Origin of the sequence: Pseudophaeobacter sp. EL27, assembly GCF_900313025.1 — a bacterium.
Taxonomy (GTDB): Bacteria; Pseudomonadota; Alphaproteobacteria; order Rhodobacterales; family Rhodobacteraceae; genus Pseudophaeobacter.
The window spans coordinates 342,880-364,440 of the sequence record NZ_OMPQ01000013.1 but is presented as its reverse complement, the minus strand read 5'-3'; the positions used below and the strand labels follow the sequence as shown (position 1 = coordinate 364,440).

Annotated in this window: 18 protein-coding genes; 10 read left to right on the top strand and 8 right to left on the bottom strand. The window is 58.7% G+C overall.

Annotation, left to right across the window (positions count from 1 at the left end):
* Window positions 1–96 precede the first annotated feature (96 nt).
* A complete protein-coding gene (locus ED661_RS16890) occupies window positions 97–1,797 on the bottom strand; it encodes a peptide ABC transporter substrate-binding protein (protein ID WP_122075266.1) in 1,701 nt (566 codons plus the stop codon).
* Window positions 1,798–2,137: 340 nt separating this feature from the next.
* On the opposite strand from ED661_RS16890, the gene ED661_RS16885 reads away from it, so the two are divergent.
* From ED661_RS16885 to ED661_RS16860, 6 genes are all read left to right on the top strand, one after another.
* Complete coding sequence (locus tag ED661_RS16885; protein WP_122075264.1) at window positions 2,138–3,958, top strand: ABC transporter ATP-binding protein; 1,821 nt, start codon at window positions 2,138–2,140, stop codon at window positions 3,956–3,958.
* Window positions 3,959–3,962: 4 nt separating this feature from the next.
* Window positions 3,963–5,135 carry an acetylornithine deacetylase gene (argE, locus tag ED661_RS16880; RefSeq protein WP_122075262.1) on the top strand — a complete coding sequence of 391 codons (1,173 nt, stop codon included), beginning with the start codon at window positions 3,963–3,965 and terminating at the stop codon, window positions 5,133–5,135.
* 40 nt (window positions 5,136–5,175) lie between these two features.
* Window positions 5,176–5,646, top strand: a complete 471-nt coding sequence (locus ED661_RS16875; protein ID WP_122075260.1) for a MarR family winged helix-turn-helix transcriptional regulator — start codon at window positions 5,176–5,178, stop codon at window positions 5,644–5,646.
* A 53-nt stretch (window positions 5,647–5,699) separates the two neighbouring features.
* Window positions 5,700–6,866: a M20 aminoacylase family protein gene (locus ED661_RS16870; RefSeq protein WP_122075498.1), complete on the top strand. Its 1,167-nt coding sequence runs from the start codon at window positions 5,700–5,702 to the stop codon at window positions 6,864–6,866.
* Window positions 6,867–6,888: 22 nt separating this feature from the next.
* A complete protein-coding gene (locus ED661_RS16865) occupies window positions 6,889–8,058 on the top strand; it encodes a M20 aminoacylase family protein (RefSeq protein ID WP_122075258.1) in 1,170 nt (389 codons plus the stop codon).
* 76 nt (window positions 8,059–8,134) lie between these two features.
* Window positions 8,135–9,298, top strand: coding sequence for a M20 aminoacylase family protein (locus ED661_RS16860; protein ID WP_122075256.1), 1,164 nt, complete (start codon window positions 8,135–8,137; stop codon window positions 9,296–9,298).
* Between the two features lie 118 nt (window positions 9,299–9,416).
* Here ED661_RS16860 and ED661_RS16855 read toward each other — a convergent pair whose 3' ends face one another.
* Genes ED661_RS16855 through moaA form a run of 3 tightly spaced genes read right to left on the bottom strand, consistent with a single transcriptional unit; the run spans window position 9,417 to window position 12,802 of the window.
* A complete protein-coding gene (locus ED661_RS16855) occupies window positions 9,417–10,460 on the bottom strand; it encodes a glycosyltransferase family 4 protein (RefSeq protein WP_122075254.1) in 1,044 nt (347 codons plus the stop codon).
* Window positions 10,453–11,781, bottom strand: a complete 1,329-nt coding sequence (locus tag ED661_RS16850) for a 3-deoxy-D-manno-octulosonic acid transferase (protein ID WP_122075252.1) — start codon at window positions 11,779–11,781, stop codon at window positions 10,453–10,455. The genes ED661_RS16855 and ED661_RS16850 overlap by 8 nt, the downstream gene beginning before the upstream one ends.
* Window positions 11,782–11,791: 10 nt before the next feature.
* Window positions 11,792–12,802, bottom strand: a complete 1,011-nt coding sequence (moaA, locus tag ED661_RS16845) for a GTP 3',8-cyclase MoaA (protein ID WP_122075250.1) — start codon at window positions 12,800–12,802, stop codon at window positions 11,792–11,794.
* A 92-nt stretch (window positions 12,803–12,894) separates the two neighbouring features.
* Between moaA and ED661_RS16840 the strand changes: the two genes are divergently transcribed.
* A complete protein-coding gene (locus ED661_RS16840; protein ID WP_122075248.1) occupies window positions 12,895–13,395 on the top strand; it encodes a hypothetical protein in 501 nt (166 codons plus the stop codon).
* Between the two features lie 2 nt (window positions 13,396–13,397).
* Here the strand turns inward: ED661_RS16840 and ED661_RS16835 are convergent, their stop codons facing one another.
* Genes ED661_RS16835 through glmU form a run of 3 tightly spaced genes read right to left on the bottom strand, consistent with a single transcriptional unit; the run spans window position 13,398 to window position 17,360 of the window.
* Window positions 13,398–14,177: a DNA alkylation repair protein gene (locus ED661_RS16835; protein WP_122075246.1), complete on the bottom strand. Its 780-nt coding sequence runs from the start codon at window positions 14,175–14,177 to the stop codon at window positions 13,398–13,400.
* 4 nt (window positions 14,178–14,181) lie between these two features.
* On the bottom strand, window positions 14,182–16,005 hold the full coding sequence (gene glmS, locus ED661_RS16830) for a glutamine--fructose-6-phosphate transaminase (isomerizing) (protein ID WP_122075244.1): 1,824 nt from the start codon (window positions 16,003–16,005) through the stop codon (window positions 14,182–14,184).
* Window positions 16,005–17,360 carry a bifunctional UDP-N-acetylglucosamine diphosphorylase/glucosamine-1-phosphate N-acetyltransferase GlmU gene (glmU, locus tag ED661_RS16825; protein ID WP_122075496.1) on the bottom strand — a complete coding sequence of 452 codons (1,356 nt, stop codon included), beginning with the start codon at window positions 17,358–17,360 and terminating at the stop codon, window positions 16,005–16,007. The genes glmS and glmU overlap by 1 nt, the downstream gene beginning before the upstream one ends.
* Before the next feature lie 131 nt (window positions 17,361–17,491).
* Here glmU and ED661_RS16820 point away from each other — a divergent pair, with 131 nt between their 5' ends.
* The 3 genes from ED661_RS16820 to ED661_RS16810 all read left to right on the top strand — a co-directional run bounded on the left by ED661_RS16820 (window position 17,492) and on the right by ED661_RS16810 (window position 20,844).
* Window positions 17,492–18,154 carry an HAD-IA family hydrolase gene (locus tag ED661_RS16820; RefSeq protein ID WP_122075242.1) on the top strand — a complete coding sequence of 221 codons (663 nt, stop codon included), beginning with the start codon at window positions 17,492–17,494 and terminating at the stop codon, window positions 18,152–18,154.
* A 95-nt stretch (window positions 18,155–18,249) separates the two neighbouring features.
* Window positions 18,250–19,443 (top strand): DegT/DnrJ/EryC1/StrS aminotransferase family protein, encoded by a 1,194-nt coding sequence (locus tag ED661_RS16815; protein WP_122075240.1) that lies wholly within the window; start codon window positions 18,250–18,252, stop codon window positions 19,441–19,443.
* A 240-nt stretch (window positions 19,444–19,683) separates the two neighbouring features.
* A complete protein-coding gene (locus ED661_RS16810; RefSeq protein ID WP_122075238.1) occupies window positions 19,684–20,844 on the top strand; it encodes an isovaleryl-CoA dehydrogenase in 1,161 nt (386 codons plus the stop codon).
* A gap of 102 nt (window positions 20,845–20,946) precedes the next feature.
* Here the strand turns inward: ED661_RS16810 and ED661_RS16805 are convergent, their stop codons facing one another.
* The gene (locus ED661_RS16805; protein WP_122075236.1) at window positions 20,947–21,549 is read right to left on the bottom strand and encodes an OmpW family protein; all 603 of its coding nucleotides are present in this window, start codon (window positions 21,547–21,549) and stop codon (window positions 20,947–20,949) included.
* Between the last annotated feature and the right edge of the window lie 12 nt (window positions 21,550–21,561).

Genomic DNA, 21,561 nt, shown 5'->3' with positions numbered 1-21,561 from the left:
CCTTTGGCCAATGTGTCCGGCGATAGACCGGAACGCGGCGCGAATGGCAAGAGGCCCCGGTGAAGGACACCGGGGCCTCATTTTGGCTAGTGCCGCTTACTTGATACGGTGCCAGTCAGCTGCATTCCACAGCTCGCTGTCCCAAACGTTCAGCACGACGCCACCCAGAGAGTTGGCATGGGCCGACAGACGACCACGGTGAACCAGTGGGATCATGCCACCGTTTTCAACAATGATGTCGTTCAGACGCTTGGAGATTTCCGCACGGGCCGCAGCACCAGCTGTGGTTGTCAGCTCAGCATGCAGCTTGTCGAACTCTTCGTTGCAGAAGCGCGAGATGTTCTCACCCTGCCACTGGGACGCAGGCGAAGGTGCCTTGTCGCACAGACCGTTGGCCAGGTAGGACTGAGGGTCGGTGCCGTTGAAGGTATTGGCATACATTTCAACGTCAGCGTAGAACTTCTGGAAGGTGTCGGGCGAGCCGGGATCGCCACCAAAGAACACGGAACCGCTGAGGTTACGCAGCTCGGATTCGATACCGATTTCGCTCCACCACTGTTTGATCAGAGCCTGGAAATCCTGACGCACGGCGTTGGTCGAGGTCTGGTACAGGATCTTCATCGGAACGCCAGCAGGGGTTTCGCGTACGCCGTCACCATTGGTGTCTTTGTAGCCCGCTTCGTCCAGCATCGCGTTTGCGGCTGCGATGTCTTGCTTGTCGCAGGTGAAGGTGTCTGAGTTCACAGCGGCAGGCGCCGGGATCCAGTTACAGGTGACTTTACCCGCTTTGCCATAGCCGATTTCGACCAGCAGAGGACGGTCGATGGCCAGCGACATCGCTTTGTAAACAGCGGGATCGCCCAGGAATGGGTGTGGACGGATCACCGAACGCTCATCAGGGCCAAGCGCCGGATCAGGGTTGGTGTTGTTCAGCATGATGCGCTCAACCAGCGGGCCAAAGCCAGCGACGGGCGTGCCTTTGCCAGCAGCTTCCATCTGCGCGATAACTTCGGGCGCCAGCTGCAGGTTCCAGGCGTAGTCGAACTCGCCGGTTTCCATAACGGCACGGCCAGCTGCGGTTGCGTCACCGCCCCCTTTGAACAGGACCTTGGCAAAGGCAGGCTTGGCCGGGTCACGGTAGTGCTGGTTCGCCGACATGGTGATCACGTCGTTGGGCTTGAACTCGTCCACAACAAAAGGACCGGTGCCGATGGGACCAAAGTTGGCCTCGGTGCACTCAGGTGCCTTGGCACCCATGCAGTTGGCAAACTGAGCGGCCTGGATGATGGGGCTTTCACCGCCAACAAAGGGGCCATAGGGGAAGGGGGTTGGTTTGTCGAAGGTGACTTTGACGGTCAGATCGTCCAGCGCTTCAATCGAGGAGACGCCTTCAAATTTGGTCACCTGCGCGCAACCGCCTTCGGGGTCCATGCAGTAGTCCGCGGTGAACTTCACGTCAGCCGACGTGAAATCGGTGCCGTCGGACCATTTGATGCCGGGCGCGATCTTCCAGGTGATGGAGGTCAGGTCTTCGCTGACGCCACCGTTTTCAACCGTGGGGATTTCGGATGCCAGGAAAGGCACCATTTCGCCCACTTCATTGTAACGGGCCAGGGGCTCGATCACCAGCGATGCGGATTCGACGTCTTTGGTGCCGCCGGACAGAAAGGGGTTCAGGATCGAAGGGGCTTGCCAATAGATGATATTGACCTGGCCATCAGAGCCACGCTCGGCAAAAGCTGCCGGAGCGATGGCGGCCGTGGCGATGGCACCCATCAAGAGGGTTTTGAGTTTCATTACACTCTCCTTGTCGAACACATTACGTGTCTTTTTACGCCGAAGATCACGGCTCCGGCTTTTTGCCGCAAAACTGCGGATACGATGTCGTTCTGCCTAAGTTGACGTGGAACAAATTGAAAGATCGAAATTTTTCAAGATCTTTGGTCGCTATACGACCAGCCCCCATGTGCAGATACTGGCGGTATCGAAAACCAGATTTCAAAAAAATGCAAATCCGAATTTTGGATTTGCCTATGCAATATTTGCATGAGTATTGTTGAGGCGAATTGTGCTATCCGCTGCAAACGCGGGGCTTGCATGCTGTGCGAAGCCAAAAAAAGAACTAAGGGGAGCCGCCATGCTGGACAATGCAATCGCATCCATCAGTAACTTGCGTGTAGAGTTTCAAACCAAGGATGGGCCGGTCGTCGGCGTCGAAAATGTTTCTTTTGATGTCCATCCGGGCGAAACCGTCTGTGTCGTTGGTGAATCCGGCTCCGGCAAATCGGTTTCTTCCCTGTCTCTCATGCGATTGGTGGAATTTGGCGGCGGTGAAATCGCTGCAGGCGGGCTGATGTTCGATCGGCGCGAGGGCGGTGAGATGGATCTCGCCAAGGCCCCCGGCGAGGTGATGAAAGACATTCGCGGCAATGAAATCGGCATGATCTTTCAGGAGCCAATGACGGCTCTGAACCCGGTCTTCACCGTTGGTCGCCAGCTGACCGAAGGTCTGCGGGTCCATAAGGACATGAACAAGGCCCAGGCCGAGGAAAGGGCGGTGGAACTGCTGCGCGAGGTGCGTATTCCCGAACCAGAACGCCGTATGGCGCAGTACCCGCATGAGCTTTCCGGTGGTATGCGGCAGCGGGTGGTGATCGCCATGGCCATGGCCTGCGAGCCACGCCTGTTGATCGCGGATGAGCCCACAACAGCGCTGGATGTGACCATTCAGGCCGAGATCCTGGCCCTGATGGACCGGCTAAAGCGGGAGACCGGCACCGCGGTGATGTTCATCACCCATGACATGGCGGTTGTGGCCCAGATGGCGGACCGGGTTGTGGTGATGTTCCGCGGCAATAAGGTCGAAGAGGGCACTGTTGAGGAAATCTTTGAAAACCCGCAGCATGACTACACCAAGGCCCTGCTGGCAGCGGTGCCAAAACTGGGTGAAATGCAGGGCAAGGCCTACCCCGAACCGATGAAGCTGATGGGGGTCGAGGACCAGAGAATCGAACCTATTGTCGGCACCGAGGACGTGCTGCTCAACGTTGAGAATTTGACCACACGTTTCCCGGTCAAAGGCGGCTTGCTGCGCCGCACCGTGGCCAATGTGCACGCGGTCGAAGATGTGTCCTTTAAGGTCTATAAGGGGCAGACATTGTCGCTGGTGGGCGAATCGGGTTGCGGAAAATCAACTGCAGGCCGTTCAATCCTGCGTTTGGTCGAGCCGCTCTCGGGTAAGGTTGAGTTTGAGGGACGTGACGTCATTGGCCTGAACCAGAGCGATTTGCACAAGGCGCGCCTGGATATGCAGATGATTTTCCAGGACCCCTTTGCCTCTTTGAATCCGCAAATGCAACTTCTGGATCAGGTGGCCGAGCCTCTGCGCAACTATGGGTTGGCTTCGGGCTCTGAGCTGCAGGACCGGGTGGCGAATCTCTTTGACCGGGTACAACTGCCGCGCAGCTTTATGCGCCGTTACCCCCATGAAATGTCCGGCGGCCAACGCCAGCGGATCGCAATTGCCCGCGCCCTGGCGCTGAACCCGAAATTGATCGTCGCAGACGAGGCCGTTTCAGCACTGGATGTTTCGGTGCAGGCCCAAGTTTTGAACCTGATGATGGAATTACAGGCAGATCTTGGACTTTCTTTCCTCTTCATCAGCCATGACATGGCCGTGGTTGAACGGGTGAGCCACCAGGTCGGGGTGATGTACCTGGGGAGAATCGTCGAGCTGGGCCCGCGTGCCCGCGTCTTTGAGAACCCGCAGCATGCCTATACGCAGGCTTTGATGAAGGCGGTTCCAATCGCCGATCCACGTCGCCGCAAGAGCGAAAAAGACCTGAACTTCAAACCGATTCCATCGCCCATTCATGGCTTGGATTACCAGCCTGAACCCTCAAAGTACCTGGAGGTGGAGCCAGGTCATTTTGTGCTGACAACCGACAGCGGGTACTGATCGCATGGTGAAGGTGCTGACGCCGCTGGAAATCATGACGCAGTTGGTGGCTTTCCCCACTGTGAGCCGTGACAGCAATCTGCCACTGGTCGACTGGGTGCAGGACTACCTGACCGAGCAAGGCATTGCCTCGCACCGTTGGGTGGATCCGAACCAACCCCATAAGGCCGCTGTATTTGCCCATGTCGGCCCAGAAATTGAGGGCGCGGTTGTTCTGTCGGGCCACACGGATGTTGTGCCGGTTGATGGCCAGCCCTGGGACAGCGACCCGTTTACGGTGGTTGAACGCGACGGCAAATATTTTGGCCGTGGCACCTGCGACATGAAGGGCTTTGATGCCTTGGCGATCTGGGCCTTGGTCGAGGCGCATCATCGCGGCGTTGAACGTCCCTTGCAATTGGCGCTCAGCTTTGACGAAGAGATCGGTTGTACCGGGGCGCCGCCGATGATCGATGCGATGCAGCCGCTGCTGCCCAAGGGATCTGCCGTTATCGTCGGCGAGCCTTCGATGATGCAGGCGGTGACGGGCCATAAGGGCGGCACCGGATTCCGGACCCATATGGTTGGCTTTGAGGTGCATAGCTCGCTGATGCATACCGGGGTTAGCGCCATTATGCAGGGCGCCCGGCTGATCGACTGGGCCAATCAGCGCAATGCCGAAAACATGGACCGCACGCCGGGCGAGATGCAATCCCTGTTCAACCCGCCCTTTACCACCTGCCATGTGGGTATGATCTCTGGTGGGACGGCCCATAACATCACCGCCAAAGACTGCGAATTTATGATGGATTTTCGGGTCGTGCCCGGCGAGCTGGCCTCGGATTGGGAGGCCGCCTATCGGGCCGAAGTCGAAAAGGTTGAGGCCGAAATGCAGGCCATCCACCCTGAGGCCCGTATCGACATCAGCAAGGGATTTGATGTGCCTGCCCTGGTGCCGGAAGAGGACGGCGCGGCCGAGGCCTTGGTGCGCAGTCTTACGGGGGATAACGGCACCCATGTGGTCAGTTATGGCACCGAGGCCGGGCAGTTTCAGGCAGCGGGCTATTCAGCAGTGATCTGCGGCCCGGGTGATATTGCCCAGGCGCATCAGCCCAATGAATTTATCTCCGTGGCACAGTTCAATTCAGGCCATGACTTTATGAAACAGCTCGTCACACGTTTGCAGAGTTCTCCGTAACAGTATCTATTTCGCCCAGTTGTTCCCGTGAAAGGTAATTATGCCAAAACTAGAGACCGACCTTCCAAAAGGGATCTACGAAGACATTGATTTTGCTGTTCTGGTGCAGATTGCAGGCCGGATGATCGCCCATCATTTAGAAGCTATAGGCAAGGATTCAGGTCTTTCGGCGGGACATCTCAGCGTGTTGGGCATGATCCACCGCAGACCGGGATTGGTGCAAAGTGTCTATGGCGCCATTCTGGCTATTAATGACGCCACTCTGGGGCGGTATGTGGACAAACTGGAAGATCGCGGCTTGGTCCTGCGGGAACGTTGCGACGACGACCGGCGCACCGTACGCCTGACGCTGACCGAGCCCGGATTGACCTTTATTCTCGAGATCAAAGCACGCCTGGATGAGCGGCGCTCAGAGATCACTGGCGGTCTGGGTTTCGCTGATATTTCAGAATTGCAAGAAAATCTCGTCACCTTTTTGACCGCGCATGGCCCTGATCTGCAAGAGACGTAGACAAGGCTTTTTTATTCTCGTAACAATAATCTCAATTGAGAGGAGTTGTGCTTTTGCCCATCAAAAATCGCTTTGCCGAACTGCAGCAAGAGATCACCGCATGGCGCCGCCATCTGCATGAAAACCCGGAACTCATGTATGAGGTGCATCAAACTGCGGCTTTTGTTGAAGAGCAGCTGAAGGGCTTTGGCGTCACGGATGTGACGCCCGGTGTCGGCAAAACCGGCGTTGTTGCGGTGATTGAGGGCAAGACCAATACCTCTGGGCGGGTCATTGGCCTGCGCGCCGATATGGACGCCCTGCCCATTCACGAGGCCTCCGGCGTTGACTATGCCTCAAAAACACCCGGTGTGATGCATGCTTGCGGGCACGACGGCCACACGGCGATCCTACTGGGAGCGGCAAAATACCTGGCCGAGACCCGCAATTTTGATGGCAAGGCCGTGCTGATCTTCCAACCCGCCGAAGAGGGGGGCGGCGGCGGCAAGGCCATGTGTGATGATGGCATGATGGAGCGCTGGGGGATTCAGGAAGTCTATGGGCTGCACAATACGCCAGGCATGCCGGTTGGTGAGTTTGGCATTCGTCCCGGCGCCTTGATGGCCTCTTCTGATGAGTTCGAGATCCGGGTGACAGGCAAGGGCGGCCATGCTGCGGCCCCGCATGAGTCGATCGACACCACCCTGGTGGCTTCGCAGATCGTGGTCTCGCTCAATTCTATCGTGTCGCGTAACATTGACCCGATCAAACGGGTGGTGCTGACTGTGGGCACATTCGAGACCGACAGCACCGCCTCCAATGTGATTGCCCATACGGCAAAACTGGAAGGCACCGTGCGGACACTGGACACGGAATACCGCGCCCAGGCCGAAGACTGGGTACGCCGCGTCGTCATCAGCACCGCCGAGGCTTTTGGTGCCACGGCCGAGGTGATCTGGACACCAGGCTACCCGGTGACGATCAACACCGATGCCGAGACCGCCCATGCCGTTGAAGCGGCCCGCGCGGTAGGGGCCCATGTGGATGAGGATATCCCGCCGATCATGCCATCGGAGGATTTCTCTTACATGCTGGAAGAGCGTCCCGGCGCCTATATTTTCCTTGGCAATGGCGACACGCCTATGTGCCATCACCCGGCCTATGTCTTTGACGACGAAGCGATTCCACTGGGTTGCAGCTGGTTTGCCGAACTCGTTGAACGACGAATGCCCGCAAAATAAATCTGACAAAAGGACACGCGCGATGCCAGTCAAAAACCGAATTGCTGATCTGCACGAAGAAGTGGCCGGTTGGCGCCGCGACATCCACGAAAACCCGGAAATCCTGTATGAGACCCACCGCACCTCTGCTCTGGTGGCCGACAAGCTAAAGAGCTTTGGCTGCGATGATGTGGTGACCGGCATTGGCCGCACCGGAGTTGTTGCGGTGATCCGGGGACGCAGCGACACGGTTGGGCGCGCTATTGGGTTGCGCGCTGATATGGATGCGCTGCCAATGCAGGAACAGACCGGGCTGCCACATGCCTCCAAAACCGACGGGGCCATGCATGCCTGCGGTCACGACGGCCATACGGCGATGCTGCTGGGCACCGCAAAATACCTGTCCGAGACGCGGAATTTCGACGGCACGGCCGTGGTGATTTTCCAGCCCGCCGAAGAAGGCGGCAATGGCGCCGAGGCCATGTGCAAAGACGGTCTGATGGAGCGTTTTGGCATTGATGAGGTCTATGCGATACACAATTATCCGGGGCTTGAACTGGGGAAATTCTCCGTCCGCGCGGGTCCCATCCTGGCCTCGGTGGATGAATTCACCCTGAAGCTGCAGGGGCGCGGTGGGCATGCGGCCAAGCCGCAGGAAACCGTTGATACCACGGTGATGATGTCGCAAATCATCTGCGCACTGCAAACGGTGCTGTCCCGCAATGTTGACCCTGTGCAAAAGGCGGTTCTCTCGGTCACTTCGGCGGAGACCTCTTCCAAGGCCTTTAACGTGATACCCGATCGCGCCGAAGTTCGCGGCACCGTGCGCACCCATTCCCCGGAGGCGCGCCAGCTGATCCCCGAGCGGATCCAGGCCATTGCCGACGGGATTGCGCAGACTTTTGGTGGCACCGCAGATCTGTCCTTCCATCTGGGAGTTCCGGTGACAATCAACGACGATGCTGCAGCAGATTTTGCCCGTTTGGCGGCAGAAACGGTCTCTGGGGCAGGGTCTTGCGAAGAGGCCTCTGTGTCGATGGGCGGAGAGGACTTCTCCTTCATGCTGCAAGAGCGTCCAGGGGCGATGATTCAGCTGGGCAACGGCCCCTCCGCTGGTCTGCACCACCCGGCGTATGACTTCAACGACGAGGCCATCCCGACAGGGATCAGCTGGTTTGTCGAAATGATCGAACAACGGATGCCGGTGGCCTGAGCCGGCCTGCACCCTGAAATCCAATATTCAAGATAACCCGGGGACATCACCGGGACAAAAACCAAGGAGAGTTTCCATGCCGGTCAAGAACCGCTTTGCCGAATTGCAAAATGAAATTACCGAATGGCGTCGTGATATTCACGAAAATCCAGAGATCCTGTTTGAAACCCACCGCACTTCGGCGCTGGTGGCGGAGAAACTGAAAGAGTTCGGCTGCGATGAGATCGTCACCGGCATTGGCCGCACCGGTGTTGTTGGTGTGATCAAGGGCAAGAGCGACAGCGCGGGTAAGGTCATTGGTTTGCGTGCCGATATGGATGCGCTGCCCATCCACGAGGCCACCGGGTTGGACTATGCCTCAAAAACCCCCAACGCCATGCATGCCTGCGGCCATGATGGCCACACGGCCATGCTGCTGGGCGCTGCCAAGTACCTTTCTGAGACGCGCAATTTTGATGGTACCGTGGTGCTGATCTTCCAACCTGCCGAAGAAGGCGGCGGCGGTGGCAAAGAGATGTGCGACGACGGCATGATGGACCGCTGGGGCATCCAGGAAGTCTACGGCATGCACAACTGGCCAGGCAAACCCATTGGGGCCTTCTCGATCCGTTCGGGGGCGTTTTTTGCTGCCACCGATCAGTTTGACATCACCTTTGAAGGGCGTGGTGGCCATGCGGCCAAACCGCAGGAAACCATTGATACCACAGTCATGTCCGCGCAGGCTGTGCTGGCGCTGCAGACCATTGCCTCGCGCAATTCTGACCCGGTCCAGCAGATCGTGGTCTCGGTGACCTCGTTTGAGACCTCTTCCAAGGCCTTTAACGTGATCCCGCAGCGGGTGCAAATCAAAGGCACCGTGCGTACCATGTCGAGTGAGACCCGTGATCTGGCTGAAAAGCGGATCAAGGAAATCTGTGCCGGCGTGGCTGCGACCTTTGGGGGCACGGGGGATGTGACCTATCATCGTGGCTATCCCGTGATGGCCAATCACGAGGAACAGACCGAATTTGCCGCCAAGGTAGCGACAGATATTTCCGGCTCCTGCGAAGAGGCGCCGCTGGTCATGGGCGGTGAAGATTTTGCCTTCATGCTGGAAGAGCGCCCCGGTGCTTATATTCTGGTGGGCAATGGCGATAGCGCCTCGGTGCATCACCCAGAATATAACTTCAACGATGAGGCCATCCCTGCGGGCTGCAGCTGGTGGGCTGGAATTGTTGAGCAGCGGATGCCTGCTGCCTGAAATGGCAACTAGCAGCACAGATAATGGAAAAGCCCGGTATTGCCGGGCTTTTTTATTGGGTGAGCGCCTCGCTGCGCGCTTGAAATATCACCGCGCCTGAGGGGTTAGCCCTGGGGGGTTAACCTTTGGCCCAAAGTTCCTGATAGACCGCTTCGATGCCCTGGGCTTCGTGGGAAGCACTAAAGCTATCGACAGCGACCTCGCGGGCCCTGTTGCACATGGCCTGATACCGATCCGGATCGTTGAACAGGGTCAGTGCGGCCTCTGCCGCCTCCGCTGGGCCCTCTTGTGGTACAACTCGCCCTGTTGTGCCCTGGGCAGAAAAGGCCTGGTAGTAGCCAGCCTCAGATCCAACAAAAGGAACTGCGCTAGCCATGCCTTCGAGTGGCACCATGCCGTAGCCCTCATAGCGGGGCAATTGCATCACCAATGAGAGCGCCCGCATGGTCTGCGGCAGTTCTGCTGCCGGGATCTCCCCGAGAAACAGGATGCGATCTGTCAGGCCTGCTTCTTTGATGCGATCCTGTAACCCTTTGAGGAAACCTTGATGCTCTCGTGCAGCGCGGCCCAGCACCAGGGCCTTGGCACCGGGCAGTTGCGGCAGCAGGCGCAGCATCGCCTCAACAAACAGATCGGTGCCTTTTTCGGGGCGGATGCGACCAATAGTGGCAATCCCCATCTTGCCGCCATGCCCAAGCGCCTGCCAGGCGGCGCGGCGGTCCTGCGCTGGGGTGAAGGCATTGGTATCGACGCCATGGGGCACCACAGCGCGGACATGGGGCACAAAGCTCGCGGCCTCATCAGAGGTGGCCACAATGGCATCCATGCGCGAAATCAACCACCGGGGCAGGGCAGAGTGACGGCGCACCGCGGCGGAGGTGAAGACAATGCGGATGGGCAGACGCAGTACATCTCGCGTCCAGAGGGCAGCGCGCATTTCGGTATTGCGGCGCACATGCCAGATGGCAAAAGGGTACTTACCGGGACCCGTGGCCGACAGCTGCCGGGCGCGTTTGATCGAGATCGGATCAGGGCAACCAGGCAAGGCGCGCCCAACCAGCTCCACATCGTGCAGTGCAACCTGTTGGCGCAGCACATTGCCTGCCGTGGCCGAGACACCGGTGAAGTTCTTGTTGAAATTGGTGACAAAAAGCTCAGTCATGGTGCTCTTTCAGGCAAAGGCTGTTGATCAAACGCTCTACCACCAGATCCAGCTGGCCGGATTGCTCCTCTACATAGGCGCGTGCGGCGTCGCGGGCGATTTGCAATTGCTCAGGCTGGGTTAGCCAGTGATCTACCGCCTGGGCTAGATCGTGGGCATCGCGCACCTCGGTCGCAGCGCCTGATGCGATCATGGGCGGGAAGGTCTCGGTGAAATTGCTATAGCCGGGACCGGTCAGCACTGCGGCCCCGGATTGGGCGACCTCAAAGGGGTTATGGCCACCAATAGGCAAGAGCGAACCACCTAGAAACACAATCGGCGACAGGGCGTACCAGCTGCCCAGCTCGCCGAGAGTGTCAGCCAGGTAGACCTGAGACTCTGGCGACAACGCCGTGCCAATGCTGCGTTGGCTGTACTTCAGGCCCGCTTGGGTGATCTTACCGCCGATCTCCTCGGCGCGTTCCGGATGGCGTGGCACCAAAAACAGGCAAAGGTCGGGGTGATCGCGCAGCAGGGCCTTGTGAGCTTCCAGTATGCTCTCTTCTTCGCCTTCATGGGTGGAGCTGGCAATCCACAGAGGGCGCCCGGCAAGGGCGCTGCGCATCTCCGCGATGAGATCGTGTTTCTGCGGCAGGGCAGCTGCCCCGGCCTTGAGATTGCCACTGGGAAACACCCGTGTGGGATTGGCCCCCAGGGACAGAAGATCCTCCGCCACGGCTTTGTTTTGGGTCAGAAGTAAATCAAACAACCCCATGATAAAGCGGGCTGTTGGCAGCTTATTGCGCCAGCCTGCAACTGATTTGGCAGAGAGACGCGCATTGACCAGCGCCAGCCGGGTGCCGCGTGCCTTAGCTGTGGATAGGGTCACGGGCCAAAGCTCGCTCTCAACAAAAATCCCGGCATCCGGGCGCCAATGGGCCATGAACCGGTTCACCGCGCCACCAGAATCAAGTGGCGCAAACTGATGCTGAGCGCAGTCTGGCAGACGCTTTGCTGCCATTTCAGCCGAGGTGGCGGTGCCCGAGGTCAGCAGAAACCGCGCATCAGGCAGAAGGCTGTGTAACTGATTGATCAGGGTGATCGCCGCCAGGCTTTCGCCAACGGAGGCACCGTGAAACCAGATCAGCGGCGTTTCTGCGGGCAGATCTGGGCGGGGCAGGCTGGCATGGCCCAGCCTTTCACGCTGGCGCGTTTCGCTGACGCCATGAGCCGCCAGTTTTGCCGCAACTTTGCGATAGGCCAGGGGGGCCAGCAGCGCCGTTACCGCGCGATAGCAGTAAAACAGCAGCGTTGGCGATGCTGTTTGGTCAGGCTTGGTCATCACGTTTCGCTTAACCGCCGGTGTGGCTCATATGGCGTGACATGGTGCCGCCGACCTCTTGTCGGGAGTAATCAAAATCATGGCCTTTGGGCTTGTCACCGATGGCGGCGCGAATGGCCTGTTCCAGCACCTCGGTACCCTCTTGGCTGGCGCGCAGGGGCGCGCGCAGATCGGCAGAGCCTTCCTGGCCCAGGCAGGTATAGATTTCGCCGGTGCAGGTGACACGCACCCGGTTGCAGCTTTCACAGAAATTATGGCTGAGTGGCGTAATGAAGCCGATCTTCTGGCCGGTCTCTTCCAGCCGCACATAGCGGGCTGGTCCGCCTGACCGTTCCGCCAAGTCGGTGACGGTATAGTGGTTTTCATACTCAGCACGCACATCGTTGAGCGACCAGAACTGACCGATGCGGTTTTCATCACCCATGTCTTCGCCCATGGGCATCACTTCGATCCAGGTGAGATCCAGATCCCGTTCGGCGCACCAGCGGGTGATGGCGGGCAGCTCGGCCTCGTTGAAACCTTTCAGCGCCACGGCGTTGATTTTGACCCGCAGCCCGGCTTTTTGCGCCGCATCAATGCCGCGTAGAACCTGGGGCAGGCGGCCCCAACGGGTGACATCGGCAAATTTCTGTTCGTCCAGCGTATCGAGGGAGATATTCACCCGGCGCACACCCGCAGCAAAGAGCGCCTCGGCGTATTTCTCCAGCTGCGAGCCATTGGTGGTCAGGGTCAGCTCCTTCAGGGCGCCGCTGTCCAGATGCCGGGTCATGCTCTCAAAGAAGGTCATGATACCGCGGCGCACCAGAGGTTCACCACCGGTTATGCGCAGCTTCTGTACCCCCAGCTTGATAAAGCTGGAACACAGGACATCCAGTTCCTCCAGGGTCAGCAGCTCTTTCTTGGGCAGAAAGGTCATGTTTTCCGACATGCAGTAAACGCAGCGGAAATCGCACCTGTCGGTGACCGAAACGCGCAGATAGGTGATGGCGCGAGCGAAGGGATCAATCAATGGAGCATTCATAGGTTCATAGCTAAGGCGCAGCTCCGCTCAGGGCAAGGATAGACTGCGTTTTGAGGCTGGCAATAGCTGTGCGTCATGGCTAGGCTTGCCCTATGAAACAGATGATTTTTGCCTTGGCACCCGTAGTGTTTTTGAGTGGTTGCAATACGTTGCAATGGAATTCCGATATTCTAGGCGGGGCGTCTGGTGGGGCTGTGCAGGCACCACAAAGTGATCCCGGCGCGCCGCTCTCGGCCATTCCAAGCGATGAGTCGCTGCAAGAGGGAGCCATTGTGCAGGATCCGGCTGCTGTCAGCTCAAGTGCACTGGCGCCCAGCACAGCCGGAAGCTCCACCACGGCGCGGTTTCAGGGACGTGCGCAGACGGTGGCCTCTTTGGGCGACCCAGTGATCCCGGGACTGTGGATGGAGACCTCATTGGTCACCACAGAGCAGATCGCTCGGTTGCGCAGTGCAAATGGCAAGGAAGTCACCGTGACGCTGAAGCCCGCAACCGGGGGTGGTTCCGGTGGGCGGTTGTCGATCAGCGCCATGCGCGCCCTGGGCGCGCCGCTGACCGAACTGGTTGAGGTCGAGGTACTGCCAGCAGGCTAAGTTCAGCTGCTCTGTGTCGCGTCCTCTTCGCCGCCGGATGTTTCCACCTCTGGTTCTTCGGCGGTGTCTTGCGCAGCCGTCACCAGGTCTGGGTATTCGATTGGCTCTTTCAGATATTTCGCCGCTTCTTTGCGGGCAAAGGGCTTCATCCCAGCGCCATGCTCTACCAGAAAATCGCGGCTGGCTGTGGCGTCATGCTTGCTGAGATCACGGACCCACCAGGCGATGGCTTTTTGCAGGAACCAGTTGCGATCCGGCACATAAGAGGCAGCCCAGGCCAAAATCCGGTCGCGCCGCGCCTGATCTTCGGGTTTGAGATTGTTCAGCTTGGCCCAGGGCAGGCAGGCCACAAGCGCCGCGCGCCGGGTCCACATGTGCTCCACTGAGGTCCAGGCCTCAACCTCATCTAAGCGCGAGGGATCTGCCACCAGTCGTTTCTGCATCGCCATGCAGGCGTGATCGGCAATCGCCCAGCTGTCAAAATCCGGCAGCCAGCTTTGCAGCAAATTCCAGACCGCCGCGTCGTCCTTGATGCGCGCCTGGGTCAGTAGCTTGGCGGCGGCGATGCGGGCTTCAAAGACATCCGATTTCCACAGCTCATCCGCCAGAGTGACGCGCTCCTCAATTGTCAGCGCCTGGCGCCAGCCCTTGGTGATGTCGTTGATTGCAGTATTTGGGATGCCCAGAACGATGCGTTTTTGCTTGTGGTAGCTCACCATCTGTTCGGCCCGGCCGGGCTCAAAGGCAGCGTTCAACTCGTTCAGGGCATCTTCAAGGGTCATCAGGTTACTCCACCGTAACGGATTTGGCTAGATTGCGCGGCTGATCCACATCGGTGCCTTTGGCCACCGCCGTGTGATAGGCCAGCATCTGGGCTGGCAGCGCATAAAGGATGGGCGTCAGGCTATCGTGTACCTGTGGCATCTGGATGGTTTCCCAGGTGCCGTCGCCGCCCTCCATAAGACCTGCCTCATCCGAGATCAACAGCACCTTGCCCTTGCGCGCCATGACCTCCTGCATATTAGAGACCGATTTGTCAAAAAGCCCGTCCTTTGGCGCCATGACCACCACCGGCATCTGCTTGTCGATCAGCGCGATGGGGCCGTGCTTCAGCTCACCCGAGGCATAGGCTTCGGCATGAATATAGCTGATTTCCTTCAGTTTGAGCGCGCCTTCCAGTGCCAGTGGGAACATCAAGCCACGGCCCAGGAACAAAACGTCGCGGGCTTCGCTCAGCTTTTGTGCCGCCTGGCGGATCTTGTCGTTCTGCTCCAACCCTGCGGCCAGCACATTGGGCAGACCGCGCAGGGCGGAGATATGCGCTTGCAGGTCTTCCTGCGAGATTTCACCCCGGTCCGTTGCCGCCTTGAGCGCCAGCATCAACAGCACGCTGAGCTGGCAGGTAAAGGCCTTGGTCGAGGCCACACCGATCTCAACACCAGCGTGAATTGGCAAGGCCAGATCGCTTTCCCGCGCGATAGAGCTTTCGGGCACATTGACCACCGAGAGGATCTTGTCGGCCTTGCCCTCACAGTAGCGCAGCGCCGCCAGGGTATCGGCGGTTTCGCCGGACTGGGACACAAACAGCGCTGCGGTTTTGCCCGGAATGGGCGGTTCGCGGTAGCGGAACTCGGAGGCGATATCGACCTCAACCGGGATGCGGGCGATCTGTTCAAACCAGTATTTGGCGGTGAGGCAGGCGTAAAAGGCGGTGCCGCAGGCCACCATGGTCAGACGCTCAATCTGGGAGAAATCGATGCTTTCGCCGGGCAGATGCACCGCATCCTCACCCACTGGAAGATAATGACGGATGGCTTCGGCAATCACCGTGGGCTGCTCGGCGATTTCTTTGGCCATATAGTGTTTGTGGCCCGCCTTATCGACCTGCGAGACGTCAATCTGGATGGTCTTCATCGCCCGATTGGCCAGTGCGCCCTGGATGTCACGGATCTCCATGGTGCTGCGTGTCAGATAGACCCGGTCGCCCTCTTCCAGATAGGTGACACGATCGGTTAGCGGTGCCAGAGCAATGGCATCGCTGCCGACAAACATCTCACCGTCACCGTGGCCCACTGCCAGTGGCGAGCCCTTGCGGGCGGCGATCAGCAGATCTTCTTCGCCGTCAAACAGAAAGGCCAACGCAAAGGCGCCTTCCAGCCGGTCGAGTGTCTTGTCGGCGGCTTCCACCGGGGACAGCCCCTCGCTCAGGTAGCGTTGGGTCAGCAGAGCAATGGTTTCGGTATCGGTCTCGGTTTGAAAATCGATGCCATATTCGGCCAGTTCGGCGCGCAGATCGCGGTAGTTTTCGATGATGCCGTTGTGCACGACAGCAACCGCGCCCGCCTGGTGGGGGTGGGCATTGCTGACCGAAGGCACCCCATGCGTGGCCCAGCGGGTATGGCCGATGCCGGATTTACCCGGCAGCGGATCATGTACCAAAAGATCGCTGAGATTGACCAGCTTGCCCAAAGCGCGCCGCCGCGCCAAGGTACCGTTGTTCACGGTGGCAATACCGGCACTGTCATAGCCACGATATTCCAGCCGTTTCAGAGCTTCGACCAGAGTGGGCGCTACTTCATGCTTGCCCAGAACGCCAACAATACCACACATTACTCAGATCCTTTTGTCAGCCGGGCCTTTTTGGCGCGCAGCATGTCCATGAGTTTTTCGGCGTATCCATCTTTATTTTCCTGCCGGGTGCGGGAAATGGCCAGATCACCATGATTGACATCTTTGGTCACCACAGTGCCCGATGCGGTCATGGTTTCATGGCCCAGAGTCACAGGCGCCACCAGCAGGGTATTGGACCCAATAAAACTGCGGGCCCCAATCTTGGTGCGGTGTTTCATCACCCCATCGTAGTTGCAGGTGATGGTGCCAGCGCCAATATTAGTGGCTTTGCCCACCGAGGCATCGCCGATATAGCTCAGATGGTTGACCTTGGCGCCTTCGGCGATCTCGGCGTTTTTGATCTCGACGAAATTGCCGACATGGGTGTCTTCTGCCAGCTCTGCACCGGGACGCAGGCGGGCATAGGGGCCGACCTTGGCACCGCGGCTGACATGACAGCCCTCAAGGTGCGAAAAGGCCCGGATCAAAGCACCGCTTTCCACGGTGACACCGGGGCCAAAGACCACATTGGGTTCAACAACCGTGTCGCGACCAATCACAGTGTCAAAGGCCAGGTAAACCGTCTCTGGTGCCATCAGGGTAACGCCCAGCTCCAGAAGATCAGCGCGGGCTTTGCGTTGGAATACCGCGTCTGCGGCAGCGAGATCCGCGCGCGAGTTCACGCCCAGGGTTTCGCTTTCATCGCAGGCGACGGCCGTGACGGTGTTTCCTGCTGCCCGGGCCAGTTCCACCAGATCGGTGAGGTAATATTCGCCAGAGGCGTTGTCATTGCCGATCTTGGAGAGCAGATCAAACATCAGACCCGCATCACAGGCCATCAGGCCGGAATTGCAGAAATCCAAGGCGCGTTCTTCCTCGGAAGCGTCTTTGAACTCGACAATGCGCTCCAGGCTGTCGCCCTGCATCACCAGGCGGCCATAGCGTGCGGGGTCAGCGGTATGAAAGCCCAACACCACCAGATCGGCAGAGCTACGTGCGGCCACCATGCGTTCCAGCGTCTCTGCACTGACAAAGGGCGTATCACCGTAAAGCACCACAACATCGCCGCTAAAACCCTGCAACGCCTCGCGGGCTTGATCAACCGCATGCGCCGTGCCCAGCTGTTCTTCCTGCAGGACCACCTCGGCACTCTCATCGATCTTGGCGACTGCGGCGCGCACGGCTTCAGCCTCATGGCCGGCGACCACGACGACCCGTTCGGGATCCAAAGCACGGCCCGCAATCAAGGCGTGCTCCAGCATAGAGCCCTGAGCAATCGGGTGCAGAACCTTGGGGATGTCAGAGTTCATACGGGTGCCTTTGCCAGCGGCAAGGACGACAAGGGCTATACTCATAATGAATTTTTTCTCTTTGACTTTTTTCGCCTTCGTTTTATCCGCAATTGGCAGTGGTGCAAGCCAATCCGCCATCAAAACTGGTTGCGGCTTGCAATAAAGGGCGGCGAAAAGACGCCGAAGGGGGCAATATGCGAACAGTTATCTTTGATCTGGATGGAACACTGGCGGATACATCAGGCGATCTTTTGGCTGCGGCCAATGCCTGTTTTCGCCAAATGGGGCTGGGCGATATCCTAACCCAGCCTGGCGATGCGGCCACGGCACTGCGTGGTGGCAAGATGATGCTGACTGCGGGACTGAAGCGGGCCGGCGTCTTTGAGGCGCAGAAGGTTGAGGACTATTACCCGGTGCTGCTGGAGGCCTACCGCGATGCCATTGATCATCACACCTTTCTCTATCCCGGCGCCATGGATGCGGTCGAGGCGCTGAAAGTGGCGGGTTACAGTGTTGGCATCTGCACCAACAAGCCCGAGGCCTTGGCCGAGCAATTGATGCGATCCTTGGGGGTGCGGGATGCCTTTGCCTCTCTGGTGGGGGCGGATACCCTGCCGGTGCGAAAACCCGACCCCGAACCGCTGTTTGAAGCGGCGCGCCGGGCCGGAGGAGATCCTGAAAAGACGATTTTGATTGGCGACAGTGACACGGATCGCAATACCTCTGCCAATGCTGGGGTGCCCTCGGTGCTGGTCACCTTTGGTCCTGCCGGGGGTAATATGGCGGCGCTCAAACCCGAGGCGCTGTTGGATCGTTATGAGGATCTGCCAGCCCTCGTCACCCGTCTGATTGGTTGACCCGCCAGCTGGTGGATGGGCTGGAGTAGTTTGGGGGGCGGTTGCCTGAGCTCTTCCCCCTTGACCGCTGCCCGGTGGCGGCTCACAAACGTCCTATGAGCGAGAAATTCACAGGCAGCTTCACCCAGCAAGAAGCACTTTCCGAGGCGGCCATCGAGGCCGCTATGAATGTCATGCGCCACGGGCGCCTACACCGCTACAACGTCATTGATGGCGAGCTGGGCGAGGCGGCGCTTTTGGAGCAGGAGTTTGCCGCACAGATCGGGGCAAAATACTGCCTTGCGGTGGCCTCGGGGGGCTATGCCATGGCCACGGCGCTGCGTGCGGTGGGGGTCAAGCACGGCGACAAGGTGCTGACCAATGCCTTCACCCTGGCGCCGGTGCCAGGATCTATTGCCGCGGTTGGGGCCTCACCGGTCTTTGTTGATGTCACCGAAGAATTGACCATCGATCTGGAGGATCTGGCCTCCAAAGCAGATCAGGCCTCGGTGCTGATGCTCAGCCATATGCGGGGGCATCTGTGTGACATGGACCGCTTGATGCAGATCTGCGACGGCGCGGGCATTACCGTGATCGAAGACTGCGCCCATACCATGGGGGCGGCCTGGAACGGTATCGCCTCGGGGCGGATGGGGGCTGCGGGCTGTTATTCCTGCCAGACCTATAAACATGTGAACTCAGGCGAGGGTGGTCTGCTGATCACCGATGACGCAGAGATTGCCGCTCGTGCCATCATGCTCTCGGGGTCTTATATGCTCTATGAGAGGCATCTGGCCGCGCCGGCCCCTGAGGTCTTTGAGAGGGTGAAGTTTGAGACGCCCAATATTTCCGGCCGTATGGACAACCTGCGCGCCGCCATCCTGCGTCCGCAGCTGCGCGATCTGGGCCGGCAGGTCGGGCGCTGGAATGAGCGCTACCAGAAAATCGAAGCCGGGCTACGCGATACGCCGGGCCTGACGGTTGTGCAGCGCCCAGAGGCGGAGACCTATGTCGGATCGTCGATCCAGTTTTTGCTGCTTGAGTGGAGCCCTGAGTCTGTCGCCGAGGTGATCGCGCGCTGCGCGAAACGCGGAGTCGAGCTCAAATGGTTTGGCGGTGCAGAACCTGCGGGCTTTACCTCCCGCTATGACAGCTGGCGCTACGCAGAGCCGCAAAACTTGCCCCAAAGCGATCGTATCTTGGCGGCAATTGTCGATATGCGGGTGCCCCTGACCTTCAGCCTGGAGGACTGCGCCCAGATCGCGCGGATCATTCGCTCCGAGGTGGGCGCGGTCTATCAGGCGGGCTGAAGTATTTCTTGCCAAATCACAGGGTGACCGGGGCTTCCAAACTGGAGGCCCTTTTTATTTTGATGGAATTCTCAAACTAATGTCAGGGCACTGCATTGTTTTGGAATGATAATATTTTGATCCGTTTGATTGTGGTTCACCGGGGGCAGTGCAGGGGATTGACCCGAATCGAGATCTTCGGCTAATAAATGAACAAGTGTTCAGATAACGTGACGGATAGCTTGATAAAGGGAGCGGGCAATGTTCAATGCAAGCATGCAATTCGATCTTGGGGATGAGGTAAATGCACTGCGTGACATGGTGCATCGCTGGGCGCAGGATCGCGTCAAACCGATGGCGCAGGAGATCGACCAGAAAAACGAATTCCCACCAGAACTGTGGTCGGAAATGGGTGAGCTCGGCCTGCTGGGCATCACAGTTCCGGAAGAGTTTGGCGGTGCCGGCATGTCCTATCTGGCCCATACGGTTGCCGTTGAAGAAGTGGCGCGGGCCTCTGCCTCCGTGTCGCTGTCTTATGGCGCCCATTCCAATCTCTGCGTCAATCAGATCAAGCTGAACGCCAGCGACGAGCAGAAAAAGAAATATCTGCCCGGACTGGTGTCCGGCCAGAATGTTGGCGCGCTGGCAATGTCCGAAGCAGGCGCCGGTTCCGATGTTGTGTCGATGTCGCTGCGGGCGGAAAAGCGCAATGACCACTATCGTCTGAACGGCAATAAATACTGGATCACCAATGGTCCTGATGCCGACACTCTGGTGGTCTACGCCAAAACCGATCCGGATGCGGGCTCCAAGGGTATTACCGCCTTTATCATTGAGAAGGACTTCAAAGGCTTCTCCACATCGCCGCATTTCGACAAGCTGGGCATGCGCGGCTCCAACACTGCTGAGCTGATCTTTGAAGATTGTGAAGTCCCTTTTGAAAACGTGCTGGGCGAAGAGGGCCGGGGCGTCAAGGTTCTGATGTCTGGTCTTGATTATGAGCGCGTTGTTCTGGCCGGGATCGGCACCGGGATCATGGCCGCCTGTATGGATGAGATGATGCCCTATCTGGCAGAGCGTAAGCAGTTTGGTCAGCCCATTGGCAATTTCCAACTGATGCAGGGCAAGATTGCCGATATGTATACCGCGATGAACTCGGCCCGGGCCTATATCTACGAGGTGGCCAAGGCCTGCGACAAGGGAACCGTTACCCGTCAGGATGCGGCAGCCTGCTGTCTTTATGCTTCCGAGCAGGCCATGGTGCAGGCGCATCAGGCGGTTCAGGCGCTGGGCGGCGCGGGCTATCTGTCCGACAACCCGGTGGGCCGGATCTTCCGCGATGCCAAGCTGATGGAAATTGGCGCCGGCACTTCGGAAATCCGCCGCATGCTGATCGGCCGCGAGCTGATGGGCACCATGTAAACCAACGAGAAACCCCCACCTGTCCGAGGGAGGCCAGGTGGGGGTTTGTAAGGCGGGTTGGTAGGCCCCATTGGGCCCACCTGTAGATGTCAGATCAAAGGATCAGAACCTGTGGACGTAGCTGACACCAATGGTGACCGGATCGATTTCGGCAGTGCCGATGTAGCCGCCATCAAGGTAGGCTTTGGAATCGATGTCCATGTAGCGGACGTTGAAACGCAGGGCGCCATTGTCGGAAACCTGCCAATCAGCACCGGCCTGCAGCGCAAAACCCCAGCTGTCTTTCAATTCCAGATTACCCAGCGCAGTCGCTTCCTCAAAGAAGGTGGTGTAGTTGATACCGGCACCAACGAAGGGTTTGATTTTGCCCTTGGTGGGGAAGTGGTAGTTGATCGACAGGGTGGGCGGCAGCTGCTTGGCGGTTGCACCACCAACACCGGCAATGTTGATATCATGCTCGAACGGGGTGGCAGCCAGCAGTTCGATACCGATGTTGTCACGGATGAAGTATTCAACAGTCAAAGAAATCTGCGTGTCGTCGGTCAGAGTGGTCGCGCCGCCCGCCAAAGTGCCGTTATCGGACTTGGGGTTGACGTTGATAATACCAGCACCAAAGGTCCAGTCGCCCTGCGATTGCGCAAAGGCGGGAACGGCCAGAACAGAACAAGCTGTTGCCAGGGCCAGGAGAGAAGCGGAGCGTTTCATGGGGGGAATCCC